Source organism: Cohnella sp. 56 (assembly GCF_037963805.1).
Lineage (GTDB): Bacteria > Bacillota > Bacilli > Paenibacillales > Paenibacillaceae > Cohnella.
On sequence record NZ_JAZDQE010000027.1, the window covers coordinates 17,734 to 34,011 of the forward strand.

A 16,278-nucleotide genomic window follows, 5' to 3' on the forward strand; every position below is an offset into this window, starting at 1 on the left:
GCGAGCGGCCAGGAGATATATTCGTGATAGATGCGGACAAACCAGGCGATACGCGCGTCGGCAGCAGTCGAGCCGAGCCGAGCGCGCGGCAGGAGAAAGGAGAATGACGATGGCGGGCGACGTGCGGCACGATTGGCAGCAGAGTGAAGACGGAGGAGCAACCGCGGCCGGGCACGATTGGTCGAACGGCAGTCTACTCTACGTTCAAGAAGAGACGCAGGGCGCCGGTCTAAGCCGTCTTGGACTGCACGGCTGCCGGGAGCTCAGCCACGACAAGAGACGCAGCGGCGACTTTATCGTGCAATGCGGCGGCATCCGCGTCGGGAGCCGCTCCAGGAGCTTGAGGCCGCTCGGGTCATGGGTGGCGGCGCCGGAGAGCGGCTTGAAGCGCTATACCGTGCGCTTTTGCTGCGACAAGCTGCGGTTCGAGATCGACTGCCATACGATCGTATACGAGGGCGAGCCGGTGTTCGAGCGGTGGCTCACGATCCGCAACACAAGCGACGCCGCGCTCCTCGTGGAGCGGATCGACCCGCTGCAGCTGGAGCTGTCCGAGGGCGAGTGGCAGGTACTGACGTACCGGAGCGACTGGGGAGCCGAGTTCGAGCCCGAGGCGGCGCCGATCGTCGACGGCTTCATCGCGGAGACCCGCTGGGGCCGTTCCTCCAAAGGCATGCATCCTTGGGCGACGCTCGTGCGGGAGGACGGCGCGCTGCTGCACGTCAGCCCGATGTGGTCGGGCAACTGGATCGTGCGCGGCGAACGCCGTGAGGACGGCGGCATCGCCGTATGCGCGGGGCTGCACGACTGGGCGTTCGCCAGGACGCTGGCGCCGGGCGAGTCGATGGACAGCCCGCATATCGCGGCGGCGCTCGGCCGCCATGCCGATCTGCATACGATCTCGCTCCCGCTCGCCCGCGTCGGCCGGCGGCACTGGTATCCGCGCGGCCCGCTGATCGAGCAGCTGCCCGCCGAGTGGAACCATTGGTTCAGCTACGAAGACCAACGGATCGACGCGGCCACGTTCATGGCCAACGCAGACGCGGCGGCGAAGCTCGGCTTCGAGGCTTGTACGCTGGATGCGGGCTGGTTCGGGGACGCCGAGGGCAGCCTGCACTGGCACGACATCCGGGGCGACTGGGACAAGGTGAACGAAGCCCGCTTCCCGGACGGGCTCCTCAAGATATCCGAGCATGTGCGCGGCCTCGGCATGCGATTCGGCCTGTGGTGCGAGATCGAGGGACTCGGGCCCCATGCGGCCCTGTCGCGGCGGCATCCCACCTTCCCGGCGCTGCGCGAGGGGGAGCCGCTCGGCTACGTCTGCCTCGGCAATCCCGAGGCGCGGGCGTGGGCGTTCGCCGAGCTCGACCGGCTGATCCGCACGTATCGCTGCGATTGGATCAAGCTCGACTTCAACGTCGATCCGAAGGCGGGCTGCGACCGGATCGATCACGGTCACGGCGAGGGAGACGGCCTGTACGCGCACATTGAGGGACTGTACGAGGTGCTCGACCGGCTCCGCGCGGCGCATCCGGACGTGCTGCTCGAGAACTGCTCCTCCGGCGGGCTGCGGCTGGATCTGGGGATGGCCCGGCATACGCACGCCTCCTTTCTCAGCGATCCCGACTGGCCGGAGCACAGCCTTCAGGTTTTCTGGGGCGTCTCCACCTTTATGGCGCCCGACCGGGCGCTGCACTGGAGCTATTCCGACTGGATCGCCGATCATCCGCGGCAGCGCTTCGATCCCCACGATCCCGCGCTCACGACGGCGCGGTTCGATTATTACACCCGCATCGGCATGCTCGGCGCCTTCGGCGTCTCCCAGCGCCTGCCCGAGCTGCCGGCTCGTCTCGCCGAGCGGCTCGCCAGGCACACGGAGCAGTACCGGACGGTCGTCCGCCGCTTCGTACGCGAAGGCGAGCTGTACCGGCTGACGGAGCAGCCGCTGCGCGACGGGAGAGGCTCCCGCTGGGCCGCGTTCCAGTACGCGCTGGCGGGCGGCGGCGAGCATCTGCTCTTCGTATTCCGGCTCGACGGCGACGAGACGCAGCGGCGCATCGCCCTCAGGGCGCTGGACGCGGACGCGATTTATGCGGTCGAGGATCTGGACGGCGGGCCGGCGCGGCAGGCGAGCGGCGCGGAGCTGATGAGCGAGGGCTTGTTGTTCGCGGACTTCGCGGAGGAGCAGTCGGGACTTTTTGTCCTTCGGAAAATGGAAGGCGGCAGGTAGGCCGCATACGAGCGGAAACGCAGATGCATGCGTGGCGGCTCGGTACAGGGAGTGTCGCATGGCCGCCTATGAGGCGGCGGAGCGGCGCTCTTTTTGCGTTGGTCGGAATCGGGCAGCGAGCGGGCAGGCAGGCGGCTCTCCTTTGCGATTGTGCTATAATGTTCTCACTCGAAACGCATGAACGGAGGAGCGCCGGCCGCGCAAGCCGCAGCCGGACAATCGTCTTGAAAAGTCCATCTTCTCAACTGATGCGCGGCGCGGCCCTGCTCGGCGGCGCCGCGCTGCTATCCAAGCTCATCGGCACCCTCCAGAAGATCCCGCTGCAAAACCTGGCGGGCGACCGCGTATTCGGCTTGTACAGCGCGGTGTACGCGCTGGCGGTCATGTGGATGACGCTGGCGGCGGCGGGCGTACCCGTCGCGGTGTCCGCGCTCGTCGCGGAGCGGATCGCCGCCGGCGACGAGCGCGGAGTCAGGCGGCTGCTTCGCTATGCCGCCGTCCTGCTCTCGGCGAGCGGGCTCGTCGCGTTCGCCGCGCTCTGGGCGGCCGCGGATACGCTGGCCGCCTGGATGGGCGCGCCCGAGGCGGCGGATGCGATCCGCGCCTCCTCGCTGGCGCTGCTCGCGGCGCCGCTGACGGCCGCGCTGCGCGGCTATTCGCAGGGGCGGCTCGAGATGGGCCGCCCGGCGCTGTCTCAGCTCGCGGAGCAGTGCGCGCGCGTCGCCTTTATGCTGTGCGCCCTGGGCTGGGCGCTGCGGCGGGATTGGTCGCCGGCCGCCACGGCGGCGGCCGTGCACGGCGGCCTGGCGGCCGGCGCGGTCGCCGGGCTGGCCGCGATGCTGATCGCGGGCCGGCGCAGCTGGCGCCGGCGTGCGGACAGGCGCGCTGCCGGGGCCGCGACGGCAGACGCCGCAGCGCCGCCACGCAAGCGCGCGGCCGTCGCTGACGCGGCGGCGGCAAGCGCGCCCCGGTCGCCGGACGGCACAGACGCCTCCCGCACCCCCGGCGCCTCCGTCGATTCCGCCGCAGCAGCGGCCCATCATCCGGAGCCGGGCCGCGTCCTGCTTCGCCGGATCGTCCGGGTGGCGCTGCCCGTCGCCGCAGGGTCGGTGGTGGCGCCGCTGTTCGGCCTGATCGACGCGTTCACCCTGCCGCGGCTGCTGCAGAGCGCGGGCGCCACCGCGTCCGCCGCCATATCGGCGTTCGGCGAGTACAATCGCGGCATCGCGCTGCTGCAGCTGGTGTCGATGGCTGCGGGAGGCGCGGCCGCCGCGCTCGTTCCCAGCCTGACCATGGCCCGCTCCGGCGGCGGCATCGACGCCGAGAGCGGCGCCCAGGCCGCCTTTGCGATGCGTCTGGCCTGGTGGTTCGGCGCGGCGGCCGCGCTCGGGCTCGCACTGCTGGCGCGACCGATCAACGTCGCGCTCTTCGCGGACGCGCACGGCACGGCGGCGATGGCCGTGCTGGGCGCCGCCGCGCTCGGCGCCGCGCTGCAGGCCGTCAGCGCCGCCGTACTCCAGGGGCTCGGCGACCTGCGTTCGCCGGCCCTGCACCTGGCCCTCGCCGCCCTCGTCAAGGCGGCGCTCAATGCCGCGCTCGCGCCGGCCTACGGCATCGCCGGCGCTGCCGCTGCCGCCGCCTGCGCCTACGGCGTCGCGGCCGCCCTGAACCTGCGCGCCCTGCGCCGCCGGGCCGCGCTCACAGCGCCGGGCGCAGACACCGGCGCCGGCGCCGCCTGGCGCCTCGCCGCTGCGCTCGCAGCGCTGGCCGCCGCGGCAGGCGGCGGGCGCCTCGCGCTCACGGCGCTCACGCGCGAGCTCGCGCCGCGCGCCGCTGCCGCGCTCACAGCGCTGCCGTGCATCGCGCTGGGCGCGGTCGCCTTCGCGGCGGCGCTGATCGCCGCCGGCGCGCTCGGCCCGCGCGAATGGCGCGCGCTGCCTGGCATCGCCGGCTCGCGCGCCGAGCGTTGGCTGATGCGGCTCCGCCCCGCATCGCGCCGCCCCGAAGGGCTGCCGCCGCACGATGGCGAGGCCAGCCCGCACCGCTAGTCGTCATCCGTCGCAGCGATCGACCTGCCCTATTCCTTACTTTCGGACTCCATGGCGGCCCCCGATGCCGTCGGCCGTTTTGATTGATTCGCAGCGGACAGCGCCCGTCGTTTTGACTTCGCCTTCCTTTTCCAACTATACTGGCTTATCGACCTATGGCACCGGAAAGGATGAATCTGCATGCCCCCATCCATCATCGTCGTCGGGCTGGGCTCCGGCGGGGAGGACCAATTGACGCTCGGCATATTGAAGTCGCTCGAAGCCGCCCGGCTCCGTTACTGTCGTACGGCCGAGCATCCGGCAGTCGCGGATCTCGCGCGTCGCGGCATTGCGTTCGAGCCGTTCGATGCCCTGTACGAGCAGAGCGACAGCTTCGAGCAGGTATACGAGGATATCGCCGAGACGCTGCTGGCGCGGGCTGCGGAGCATCCTGAAGACACCGTCGTATACGCGGTGCCGGGCCATCCGATGGTCGCAGAGCGCACGGTACAGCTGCTGCGCGAACGCGCCGGGACGCGGGGCGTATCGCTGCGCATTCTCGGCGGCGAGAGCTTTCTCGACCAGGCGTTCGTACGCCTGGGCTTCGACCCGATCGAGGGCTTCCAGCTGCTGGACGCGGCGAGCCTCAAGCGGGAGCACCTGCGGCCGTCGCTGCATACCGTCATCGGTCAGGTTTATGACGGTTATACCGCATCCGACGTCAAGCTGACGCTGATGGGCGTGTACCCGGACGACCACGAGATCGTGGTCGGACAAGCCCTCGGCGTGGCGGGCGAAGAGCGAATCGCGCGTATTCCGCTTCACGATCTGGATCGCCAGGAGAGCTACGGCAATCTGATGCTCGTCTACGTCCCCGCCAGCGACGATACGAGCCTGCAGCGGCATTCGTTCGAGCGGCTGCACGAGATCGTGTCGATTTTGCGCAGCCCCGAGGGCTGTCCGTGGGATCGCGAGCAGACGCACCAGTCGATCCGCCGCAACTTTATCGAGGAGACCTACGAAGCGATCGAGGCGCTCGATCTCGACGACCCGGACGGGATGAAGGAAGAGTTCGGCGATGTGCTGCTCCAGATTCTGCTGCATAGTCAGATGGAGGAGGAGACCGGCGCGTTCGACGTATTCGACGTGCTTGCGGAGCTTAACGACAAGCTCATCTTCCGTCATCCGCATGTCTTCGGCACGCATGACGCGGACAATGCCGAGGAAGCCCTGCGCAACTGGGAAGCGATGAAGGCCGAGGAGAAGCGGCTCAAGGGCCGGCCCGAGCGCATCTCGCTGCTGGACGGCATTCCGAAGGACCTGCCCGCACTGCCGCGCGCCCACAAGATTCAGAAGAAGGCGTCCGGCGTCGGCTTCGACTGGCCGGATCTGGATGGCGTCTGGGACAAGATCGCCGAGGAGCTGGACGAGCTGAGGGCAGCCGTGCGCGAGGAACCTGCCGAGCGGCAGCGCGAGGAGCTTGGCGATCTGCTGTTTGCGGTCATCAACGCCTCCCGGTTCATCGGCGCCGACCCCGAGGAGGCGCTGGCCGGCACGAACCGCAAATTCGCCGCCCGTTTCGGCTATATCGAAGAGCGCTTGCGTATAAGCGGCCGCAAGTTTGACGAGACTGATTTACTAGAGATGGAAGAATGGTGGCAACAAGCCAAGCACACCGATCTCTAGCGCGGCGACTAGTCCAAAGGTTCCATTTTCTTTGAATTGCCGCCTTTTTCCGCTTTTTTTCGAATTAATTTTTGCGGAAATTGCAGGAATTTATCAGACTGCGAAGAATAATACTCTTCGTGCTCTGCAAGACAACACGGATTGTAAGGCGAACAGCGCCAACCTAAATGAGGATTTTCCAATACGGGAGGAATAATTAATCATGAACAAGACGGACCTGATCAACAACATTTCCGAAAAAAGCGGCCTGACGAAGAAAGACGTAGAAAACGTACTGAACAGCTTTCTGGGCGAAGTATCCGACGCGCTTGCAGCAGGCGACAAGGTTCAACTGATCGGCTTCGGCACGTTCGAGACCCGCTCCCGCTCCGGCCGCGTTGGCCGCAACCCGCAAACGGGCAAGACGATTGAGATCGCCGCTTCCAAGGTTCCTGCCTTCAAAGCCGGCAACAAGCTGAAGGACGCTGTCAAGTAATCGATGCGTCTCGACAAGTTCCTGAAGGTGTCGCGGCTTATCAAGCGGCGCACCGTCGCGAAGGACGTGTCCGATCAGGGGCGCGTCCTTCTCAATGGGCGCGAAGCCAAGCCGAGCGCCGACGTGAAGATTGGCGACGAGCTTGAGATCCAGTACGGCCAGCGAATACTGACCGTCCGCGTGGAGAAGCTGCTGGAGTCGACCAAAAAAGAAGACGCAGAAGGCCTCTACTCGATTGTGAAGGAAGAAATGCGCAAGCGCGAGAGCGACGATTCTTTTCTCTAATCATCCTTTATCTCCCTGGCGGGGATAGAGGATTTTTTTATTGTCGCCGCCGCCTCTTGCTTGTTCTAATTGCCTCTGCTCCCCCATATGCTAGTCTCATCCAAAGAGGAGGGACGCGCCATGGACCAGGGAAAGAGCGGCAAGATGCAGGATGTCCGTCTGCAAAGTCGCAAAATAATGGATATCACGGGCGTGAGCCAGGTTGAGAGCTTCGACAGCGAGGAATTTCTGCTGGACACGGTCTGCGGTGCGCTTGCCGTGCGCGGACATAACCTTCATATGAAAAACCTGAGTCTGGAGCAGGGGCTCGTGACCATCGAGGGCTCGATCGACGCCTTCATCTATCTTGACGGCAAGGGCTCGTCCAAATCCAAAGGCCTGCTCGGAAAGCTGTTCCGGTGAACGCCGCCGTCCATTGGTCGACGATCGGCGCGATGATCCTGTGCGGCCTCGGCATGGGCACCGTCTTCGACATCTACCGGGCGGCTGCGGGGCGCCTTCATTTTCGCCGCTGGCTATTCCCCATGCTCGACCTCGTTTACTGGATAGCGGCGACGTTGATCGTTTTTCGTATCCTGATCGGCGTCAATCATGGTGAAGTACGACTTTACGTATTTCTGGGCATCGGCATCGGGGTTACTGGATACTTTGGCCTATTCAGTTCGACAGTTCTGCGGACGGCCGGGTGGCTTTTCGATATGCTCCGCAAAGTGGGAATATTGATCTGGCGCACGATCCGGATACTGCTTGTCGTCCCCGTGCTGTGGATTGTGCGCACGCTGGCGGCTCTGCTCGATGCCGTGTTCGTCGTGACTGCGGCAGTGCTGCTGTGGGTGTCCAAGCTGCTGCTTCGACCGTTGACTCCGCTTGGCCGCTGGCTGTGGGACAGGCTGCTCCCGGTACGCCGGCAATTTAATCGATTGAGAGAGATGTTTCAACGTATCCGGGACCGGGTAAAGGAAGTATGGCTTATCTTGCGCGGCTCGAATAAAGACGAGTAACCGACAAGTTCCGCTCGCAAAGCATGACGCAAGATGGATATTTTGATTTTTCCCAACTATGCTATAATGAATTCTACCAAAGATGTAGCACTCGCGTGTGAACTGCAAGGAGGATCGGCTGCATGCCTACTAGTACATCTGCGAATACGTCGGCATCGGTCGGGCTTAAGCGGCGTCTGAAGCTGCTGCTGCTCCTTGTCGTTCTGTTCATGAGCTGGGCGATCTACACTTTAATTGTTCAACAGAGCCATGCGTCCGACCGATCGACTCAGCTGAATCATGCCAGAACCAAGCTGTCCGAGACGGAACAGAAGAATCAGGCGCTGAAGCAAGAGATTGCCAGGCTGAACGACGACGAATACATCGGACAGATCGCCAGACAGCAGGGGATGACCCTTCCTGGCGAGCAGTCCATCCAGTTGAAGCCCAAGGCGCCGTGAGCAAATCCGGGAGGCCAAGCCCTGCAAGGGCGGACGTCGGTTGACCTTACTTTTCTACATCGGTTATAATCAGCACAGCCGGACTTATCGTTTGAAGCCGCTAGGATCTCGGCACACTTTCTTCAGGGAGGAAATTCGGTTTTTATGGCCATCGAAGTGGGCTCCAAATTGGAGGGTAAAGTAACCGGCATCACGCATTTCGGAGCTTTTGTGGACTTGTCCGGGGGCGTTACGGGCCTCGTGCACATCTCCGAGATCGCAGACAGCTACGTCAAGGACGTCAAGGACCATCTGAAGGTCGGCGATGTCGTCACCGTCAAGGTCATCAACGTTGACAAAGACGGGAAGATCGGGCTGTCGATCCGGCAGGCGGTCGACAAACCGCCAGAGCAACAACAGCAGCAACAGCAGCAATATCCACCCCGCGGTCCGCGCGGCGGCGGAGGCGATCGCGGAGGCAGGAACTTCAGACCCGGAGGACCGACCCGCGCCACTTTCGAGGACAAAGTATCCCGCTTCCTAAAGGACAGTGAAGAACGTATCTCTAACCTGAAGAAAAGCACAGAGTCTAAGCGCGGCGGACGCGGCGGACGCCGTTCCTGAACGGCATTCGTCGTTCATCGTTCTCGCGTTATATAGATACCAACCGGACCCAGGGTCCGGTTTTTTGTTGTTTACCGCATGCCCGCTCCTCCGCCTCTTTACAGCCTAATCCCCTTCGCTCACTCTTGGCAGGCGCTATTGCTTCTCCGCCTCTTTTCGGCCCTTATCCCTTTCGCTCACGCCGGGGCTCAGGATCGTCCCCGTTCGCTCCTTTCCGGGGCTTATCCCTTTCGCTCAGTCCGGGACCCGTGATCGTCCCCATTCGCTCCTTTTCGGGGCTTATCCCTTTCGCTCAGTCCGGGCCCCGCGATCGTCCCCGTTCACTCCTTTTCGGGGCTTATCCCTTTCGCTCAGTCCGGGCCCCGCGATCGTCCCCGTTCACTCCTTTTCGGGGCTTATCCCTTTCGCTCAGTCCGGGGGCTCGTGATCGTCCCCATTCGCTCCTTTTCGGGGCTTATCCCTTTCGCTCAGTCCGGGACCCGTGATCGTCCCCTTTTCCTCCTTTTCGGGGCTCATCCCGCTCGCTCAACGAATCTCCAGGGAACAATTGACAACCGCTTTTGTCACCATTTAAAATGGGAACAAATGTTCCTTATTTGGAGGCGTGACCTATGCTGTTGATCGATCTGCCTGCAGGTTCCTGGGAGTCGTGGACGGAGGCGCAGTGTGTCGAAGCGCTGTACCAGGCGCGCTGGCCGCACGGCTTTCGTTGCCCGGATTGCAACTACGCGCACTGCTCGGTCCTCCGGACGCGCAAGTATCCGCTCTACATCTGTTCCTCCTGCAAGCGGCAGACGTCGATCACGGCAGGCACGGTGATGCACGGTACGCGCACGCCGCTTCGGCTGTGGTTCCGGGCGATGCTGTGGGTGGCGGAGGAGGGCACGTCCGTCGAGCTGGCGGAGATTCTTCAGGTGACCTACAAGACGGCATGGCTGATCGGTCACAAGCTGCGCGATGCGCTGACGCAGGAGGCGGAGGGGCAGCAGCTCACAGGTGCAGTGGCGGTTACGGGCGGCATCTATGGATTCAAGTGGTATTCGGGCGGCAGCCTGCATATGAAGCCCGAGCATCAGCCGGTCGTGATCGGCGCGGCGATGGACGATAACGAAGAGCTGCTCGAGATCAAGATGGAGCATATGGACCGGAGCGTGACGGGCAACTCGCGGCTGCTGGGCCGGTTCGTATATGAGGAGTTCGCGGAGCACCATGCGCCGGAGAGCGTGAAGTCGATGAAAATGTACCCCTACTATGGAGTCAAGAGCCTGAAGCCGCTGTCGGCGCTACTTCGGCATGCGATGAATTGGTTCGACCACAGGCTGCAGGGGATTGGACCGAAGTATTTGCAGGCGTATTTAAACCATCAATCGTTTGTGTTCAACATATCGAAGCGCGGCGACCAAGTGCTCGGGCATCTGCTGCAGCTGTGCGGAACGCGGCGGACGGTGACCTGCCGTCAGCTGACGAGGCGGCGATTGCAGCTGCGGGTCAGCAAGTGGAGACATCTTTCTAGAGTTTGTTAACGGATCTTGCATAGCTTTATCTCTGGTACCTGTTGGACGCAAAATCCATGGCTTGCTTTGCGTAGCATGCGCCAAAATTGACAAGTACTCGAGCTTCGCAGGTCACGCACATAGGATGGGGCTTCGTAAGTGGAACTGAAATCAACATAGCGTTGGGCATGGGGTAGATAGAGTGTAGGTAGAGAGGCTACCAAATTGAGCGAAGGGGATAAGGCCCGAAAAGGGAAAAAAGCTCATATATACTTCTGCGCGGACCCCATGTAACGCAAAAGAGGCAAGGCAAAGTCGCTCACTTGGAGCTTCCTTGCCTTGCCCTTTTTATATTTCAGCGGAGCAAACGGACTAGCTCTGAGTAACCTTCTCGGGTTCGGGATAGGTAACGCCTTTTGTATCGACCGTTACGTTTTTCATCACGGGCGGTGTTTTGGGGCGGTCGTTTTCGTCCGTAGGCAGGCTGACGATCTGGTCGACGGTTTCCATGCCGGATACGACTTTTCCGAAGGCCGCATAGAGGCCGTCAAGAGAGGGGTATTGCTCGGCCACCATGATGAAGAATTGGGAGCCGGCGGTATCGTTGCTCTTGCTTGAGCGAGCCATGGAGAGGACGCCGCGCGTATGGAGCAAGGGGTTGTCCACGTTGTTTGCAGCGAACTCTCCTTTAATGGCGTATCCGGGTCCGCCCATGCCGGTGCCATCCGGGTCCCCGCCCTGGATCATGAAGCCCGGTATGACACGGTGGAAGATCGTGCCGTCATAGAAGCCTTGTTTGATCAGAGAGATGAAGTTGTTGACGGTATTCGGCGCGACTTTGGGATAGAGCTCGATGACGATCTTGTCTCCGCTGTCCATCTCGATCATGACGATGGGATCGTTGTCCGAAGACGGATCGAACGCTGGCGTTGCCGAGGCTGAAGCGGTGGCGGTTGCCGTCGCGGGCGAAGATATAGCGCCGCCTGACCGGTTCTCGTTCAGCCTGCTGCCGCAGCCCGCGATTAGCGTCAATACAGCTGCAAGCAGGAGCAGCATGCTTAAAGCTTGTGTTCGTTTGCCATTCATTATGTTTATGCCCCCTTTATCCTCATTCACCTCCCGTATCATAGCATATCGCTCCAAAGTAATTCCATGTCGCAACACCGGATAGCGCCATTCGCGCCGGTACGCCATTCCGGTCCCGAATGCCGTCAGTGCAGCAACCTCGAATTGCCGTCGGATAGCGGCGGTTTTTAAGCGCTGGCGGCTGCGGTTAGGCCGCGAACATATCGCCAACCGCTGCTGTGGCGCGGTATTCCGCAAACCACACAAGCCGCACAAACCGCGCGGATCGTCGGGAAGTTCTGTCGGAAAAAACTTTTGGTTCGCCAACGCCTTCTGACAAACTTCCTGCTTGCGCGCTTCTATAATTAAAAACATTCACGCGATTGAACTAAAGGAAAGCAGGTGCCAGGCATGGACAAGCAGCCATCCGTTATTCCATTCGTTCCCCGCTCCGGGTACGGACCGGGCGCAGCAGCATCGGACAAGCGCAAGGCAAAAGGAAAGCACTGGTTCGGCCATAAGGAGAGGAGCGGGACGATGGCGGGGGCTGCGCTCGCTGCGGTCGGTTATCCGTCTCCGGCTGCAGTGAAGGAGCGAAGCGCATGGGGTTCGTCTTTACAGAAGAAAAAGGGTCTGTGGGTATTGGCCGTCGTAGTGCTGGGCTTTCTGCTCGGGCGCGCTTCGATGCTGGAAGGGATTGCGCCGTTTGCGGCGGCTTATTATGGCGTCACGCTATATTTGCGGAGGGAGCATGCCTGGTGGGCGGCAATTGCGCTGATCGCGGGGAGCTTCTGGGCGCAGGCCCCGGAGCCTGCGGCCATCGCCGCGCAGATCGGCGTCATCTATCTGTTGTTTCGCGGATTGGACGCCTATGAACGGACCGAACTCTCCCACGCGCCCATCGTCGTCTTCGCTGCGAGTCTGCTAGTCGGATTGTTCGGCACAATCATGCAGGACGACAAGAGCTGGCTGCCCTACGTGCTCACCGGTGTAGAAGCCGGGCTATCCCTGGTCCTAACATTGCTTTTTGTCCATGCGATGCCCTTGCTGGCGAAGACATCGAAGGTGGCCAAGCTCCGGCATGAAGAATGGATCGGGCTCATGATTCTGCTGGCCTCGGTCATGACGGGCTTATCCGGCTGGACGATCTACGGTGTTGCCCTCTGCGCCGTGTTCACACGCTATATCGTCCTGCTGTTCGCACTGTCCGCAGGCCCTGCGCTCGGGACGTCGGCCGGCGTCGTCGCGGGCATCATCCTCAGCCTGTCCGACCTTGGCTCCGTACCGCAGATCAGCCTGCTTGCCTTCGGCGGCTTGTTGGCCGGTCTGCTGCGCGAAGGCGGCAAGGCCGCAGCCGTGTTCGGCCTGCTGCTGGGTACGACGGTGCTGGCGCTGTATACGGGCAGCTCCGCCGAGACGATGGCTTCGATATGGGCGTCGCTCGCCGCTTCGATCTTGATTGCGGTCACCCCGAAGTCGTGGACGGACTCTATAGCACAATATGTTCCGGGGACGTCCAATTATGCACGCAATCAGCAAGAATACGCGCAAAAAGTTCGCGATCTGACGGCTGCGCGGGTGGAACGGTTCTCGGAGGTGTTCCGTCAGCTGTCCCGCAGCTTCACGCAGATGACGCAGGCGGGGGAGACGACGAGGCAGAACCAGGACTTCGAACACTTCATCAACGCGGTGCATGAGCGCAACTGTGCCAGCTGTCACAAGCGTGGGCAGTGCTGGGACGAACAATTTTTCCAAACCTATAAATTGATGACCGATCTCATGTCCGCCGTAGAGGAACGGCCGGATCTGTCTGCGGGCGAGATCCCGAAGCCGATGCACCGGCAGTGCGTCAAAGTCCCGCAGGTGCTGGACGTGCTGAAGCGGCAGTACGAGCTGTACCGGCACGATCTGCATTGGCGCACGCAGCTGCAGGACAGCCGAATGCTCGTCGCCGAGCAGCTGTCGGGGGTATCGCAGGTGATGGACGATCTGGTGAAGGAGATTCGGCGGGAAGCGCGCGAGCAGAGTCATCACGAGGAGCAAATTCGCGAGGAGCTGGATCGGCTCGGGCTGGCCATCCAGCATATCGATATCATCAGCCTCGAGGAGGGACAGATCGAGATTGAGATCGTGCATGCGTTCAAGCCGGGCTTCGACGAGAGCCGCAAGGTGATCGCGCCGCTGCTGTCCGATATTCTGGGCGAGACGGTGTCCGTCCGGCATGAGCGCGCATCGGATCGCCCGGGACAGCTCACGACGGTGACCTTTGCATCGGCGAAGGCTTATGAGGTAGAGACGGGCATGGCGGGCGCGGCCAAGGACGGCGACGTGCTCTCCGGAGACAGCTTCAGCGCGATCGAGCTGGGCAGCGGCAAGTATGCGGTCGCGCTCAGCGACGGCATGGGCAACGGCGCGCGGGCGCGGGCGGAGAGCAGTGCGGCGCTGTCGATGCTGGAGCAGCTGCTGCAGTCGGGCATCGACGAGCGGCTCGCGATCAAGTCGGTCAATTCGGTGCTGCTGCTGCGCTCCCCGGAGGAGACGTTCGCGACCGTCGACCTGGCGCTCATCGATCTGTACAGCGCGAACGCCACGATGCTGAAGATCGGCTCGACGCCGAGCTTCATCAAGCGGGGCAAGGAGGTGATCCCGATCGCGGCGAACAATCTGCCCATCGGCATTCTCAAGGATATCGAGATCGACGTGCTGCGGGTACAGCTGCAGCCGGGCGATACGCTCGTCATGATGACCGACGGCATCATGGACTCGCCGGGCCATGCCGTGCATGCGATGAACAAGGAGTTATGGATGAAGCGCGTGCTGCAGGAGATCGAAGCGGAGGAACCGCAGGAGATTGCGGACGAGCTGCTGGACATCGCGCTCAGGCAATATCCGGGAGGCGCGGTCAAGGACGATATGACGGTCGTCGTCACCCGCATCAACAAGCATCAGCCCGAATGGGCGTCCTTCCGTTGGTCCGGCGCCTCCAGATTCGAGCGGCCGAGGACGGTGAGCTGAGCATGATCTCTAAATTAAAAGAGGGAGCGATTCAGATGGCGAAGCGGATTCAGGGCAAGTTGGGCATGGGTAAAAGAGTGAGGCTCGTCAGGCACTCGTCCTCAACGTTGACGACTGTGCCGGCTGTATCAACCGGACATGAGACCTTCCCGCCGGACACGCGCATGCAGGCCATCGCCGAAGAGGTACATAAGGTGGTGCAGCGGCTGGAGTCGCTGACAGCCCGGCATACCCAAGAGCAGCCTTTGGCGTCATGGCCGCCTTCATCGCCATCTCCGTCAAGGCCGGCGTCCGCATCATGGCTGTCATTGCGTCCATCCGCAGCGGACATTGGCGACGGCGCGACGGCGCGTTCCCGTCGGAGCTACGCCCCGCCTCCGCATTGGTCTTCCTCGATCAGCAGACGTTTGCTCGAGCTTAGAAGCGGTGCCGCCAGCGGGCGGCGCGGGGCGGAGGCGCTTGCCGAAGGCCGGCTGATGCAGATGTCCGGCGGCGGAGATGCCGCTGCCGAGCAGGGGCGGATCGCGGTCCCGTCCGCAGCGAGGCCGCGCGCACGCGGCAGGGCGTCATGGCCGATCCGCGCCGCAAGGCAGCCTGCACTGCGGCTGGCGGTACGCGCGCGCGATCGCAGACAGCCGGCGGAACCCCATACACAAGAAGGCGAGACCAGCAAGACAGGTCCGCCAGCTTCTCATAGATTACCGTCGCAGAGCTGACATCCTGGAGGTGAGAACCGTTTTCTGGCTATACGGCAACAAGCAATCTGTAATGATGAATGGCAGCGGCCGCGCGCCGCGTCAGTTGACATATATATGGCCTTGGTCATGGGGGGCCGAGTCCGGCCCCTCGTACAGCGCCAGAAGCGCCTTTGCTTCGGATTCGACCGATCTTACGAGCGCTTCGGGCGACAGAACGCGCACGGATGCGCCATACCCGAGGAGGAGTGTCAAAGCAGAATCCAGCGTATGAAAATCAGCCTCGGTATCGACCCATCCGTCGTCCCGGGTGTGCATTTTCCGCACGCGAATATAGTTTTCCCGTGAAAATCGATGCCACGCCGCCTCGCGAACGAGGACGCGTACAGGATAGACAGGCAGCTCGCTGCGGAAGCGAGCGACCGACCGTTCCCACCAACGTCCCAGATCGAAGCCGTCCGGCACCTCGAACCGTTCCTCCAGCAGCTTGACTGCAGCGAGCCTGGAGACACGGTAAGTTCGGGGCTCAGGTATGCCGGATGTGTCGGCTTCCCCGGGCAGCTCGCGTGGTTCCGTCGGCGTCTCGGCGACGACCGCCGGCTTGTTCGTCTTCTCCGCAGCCGGTCTCCCCTCCGGCTCATACGCATCCTTGACGGCGGCGAAGTACCAGGTATGCCGCTTGGCTACAAGCCCCCAGGGCAGTACGACGCTCTCTGTGCCGTCTTTGCCTTCTGCGGACACATAGCGGATCCGCAGCTTGCGCCGCTCCCACACCGCCTGCTGCACCAGCTCCAGATACGGCGCGGGTTCTCTGGCATCGTGCCATCCCGCGCCGTCAATATGCAGATGCTTGCGCACGAAGTCCGCTTCGTTGCGGGCCGGCGCGGGCAGCGCGGCGGCCAGCTTGGCGAGCGCGTTCCCCGCTTCTCCGGCCAGCTTCAGATCGCCGACCGCGCTCGAGGATTGCAGGGCGATGAGCCCCGCGATCTCCGCCGAGGTCAGTCCGGTTAGCCGGGTCCGATATCCCTCGGGCAGCATCCAGCCCCCGCGAGGGCCCCGCTCCGCATAGACGGGAAACCCCGCCGCAGCCAGCGCCTCCATGTCCCTGTGGACCGTGCGCTCGGATACTTCGAGCTGCGCCGCCAGCTCGCGCGCGCTCGTCAGTCGGTTCGTCTGAAGACAGTGGAGTATTCGCAGCAGCCGATCGGCTCTCATCGTCATCTTCTCCTTCGCGAGCGGTTTATTCGTTATTTTAACATGTAT

General features: G+C 62.9%; 14 protein-coding genes. 12 read left to right on the forward strand and 2 right to left on the reverse strand.

Going from position 1 to position 16,278, the window contains the following annotated elements:
- The first annotated feature begins 103 nt into the window (after positions 1-103).
- The 10 genes from VQ071_RS28105 (at position 104) to VQ071_RS28150 (ending at position 10,270) form a co-directional block, all read left to right on the forward strand.
- Positions 104-2,230, forward strand: a complete 2,127-nt coding sequence (locus tag VQ071_RS28105) for an alpha-galactosidase (protein ID WP_340518066.1) — start codon at positions 104-106, stop codon at positions 2,228-2,230.
- A gap of 224 nt (positions 2,231-2,454) precedes the next feature.
- Positions 2,455-4,278, forward strand: a complete 1,824-nt coding sequence (locus tag VQ071_RS28110) for an oligosaccharide flippase family protein (protein WP_340518068.1) — start codon at positions 2,455-2,457, stop codon at positions 4,276-4,278.
- Positions 4,279-4,458: 180 nt separating this feature from the next.
- Positions 4,459-5,943, forward strand: a complete 1,485-nt coding sequence (mazG, locus tag VQ071_RS28115; protein ID WP_340518069.1) for a nucleoside triphosphate pyrophosphohydrolase — start codon at positions 4,459-4,461, stop codon at positions 5,941-5,943.
- 202 nt (positions 5,944-6,145) lie between these two features.
- The gene (locus VQ071_RS28120; protein WP_340518073.1) at positions 6,146-6,418 is read left to right on the forward strand and encodes an HU family DNA-binding protein; all 273 of its coding nucleotides are present in this window, start codon (positions 6,146-6,148) and stop codon (positions 6,416-6,418) included.
- Positions 6,419-6,421: 3 nt separating this feature from the next.
- Positions 6,422-6,703: an RNA-binding S4 domain-containing protein gene (locus VQ071_RS28125; protein ID WP_340518076.1), complete on the forward strand. Its 282-nt coding sequence runs from the start codon at positions 6,422-6,424 to the stop codon at positions 6,701-6,703.
- 120 nt (positions 6,704-6,823) lie between these two features.
- Positions 6,824-7,105 carry a sporulation protein YabP gene (gene yabP / locus VQ071_RS28130; RefSeq protein ID WP_340518078.1) on the forward strand — a complete coding sequence of 94 codons (282 nt, stop codon included), beginning with the start codon at positions 6,824-6,826 and terminating at the stop codon, positions 7,103-7,105.
- Positions 7,102-7,704: a spore cortex biosynthesis protein YabQ gene (yabQ, locus tag VQ071_RS28135; RefSeq protein ID WP_340518081.1), complete on the forward strand. Its 603-nt coding sequence runs from the start codon at positions 7,102-7,104 to the stop codon at positions 7,702-7,704. Before yabP ends, yabQ begins: the two co-directional genes overlap by 4 nt.
- A gap of 122 nt (positions 7,705-7,826) precedes the next feature.
- Positions 7,827-8,144: an FtsB family cell division protein gene (locus tag VQ071_RS28140; protein ID WP_340518082.1), complete on the forward strand. Its 318-nt coding sequence runs from the start codon at positions 7,827-7,829 to the stop codon at positions 8,142-8,144.
- 144 nt (positions 8,145-8,288) lie between these two features.
- Positions 8,289-8,747 carry a S1 domain-containing RNA-binding protein gene (locus VQ071_RS28145; protein ID WP_340518083.1) on the forward strand — a complete coding sequence of 153 codons (459 nt, stop codon included), beginning with the start codon at positions 8,289-8,291 and terminating at the stop codon, positions 8,745-8,747.
- A gap of 611 nt (positions 8,748-9,358) precedes the next feature.
- Positions 9,359-10,270 (forward strand): IS1595 family transposase, encoded by a 912-nt coding sequence (locus VQ071_RS28150; protein WP_340518085.1) that lies wholly within the window; start codon positions 9,359-9,361, stop codon positions 10,268-10,270.
- A 342-nt stretch (positions 10,271-10,612) separates the two neighbouring features.
- Here VQ071_RS28150 and VQ071_RS28155 read toward each other — a convergent pair whose 3' ends face one another.
- Positions 10,613-11,632 (reverse strand): peptidylprolyl isomerase, encoded by a 1,020-nt coding sequence (locus VQ071_RS28155; RefSeq protein ID WP_340518087.1) that lies wholly within the window; start codon positions 11,630-11,632, stop codon positions 10,613-10,615.
- Between the two features lie 84 nt (positions 11,633-11,716).
- Here VQ071_RS28155 and spoIIE point away from each other — a divergent pair, with 84 nt between their 5' ends.
- On the forward strand, positions 11,717-14,320 hold the full coding sequence (spoIIE, locus tag VQ071_RS28160; protein ID WP_340518090.1) for a stage II sporulation protein E: 2,604 nt from the start codon (positions 11,717-11,719) through the stop codon (positions 14,318-14,320).
- Between the two features lie 253 nt (positions 14,321-14,573).
- On the forward strand, positions 14,574-14,741 hold the full coding sequence (locus VQ071_RS28165; RefSeq protein WP_340518092.1) for a hypothetical protein: 168 nt from the start codon (positions 14,574-14,576) through the stop codon (positions 14,739-14,741).
- A 376-nt stretch (positions 14,742-15,117) separates the two neighbouring features.
- Here the strand turns inward: VQ071_RS28165 and VQ071_RS28170 are convergent, their stop codons facing one another.
- Positions 15,118-16,230, reverse strand: a complete 1,113-nt coding sequence (locus VQ071_RS28170) for a helix-turn-helix transcriptional regulator (protein ID WP_340518094.1) — start codon at positions 16,228-16,230, stop codon at positions 15,118-15,120.
- Positions 16,231-16,278: the final 48 nt, after the last annotated feature.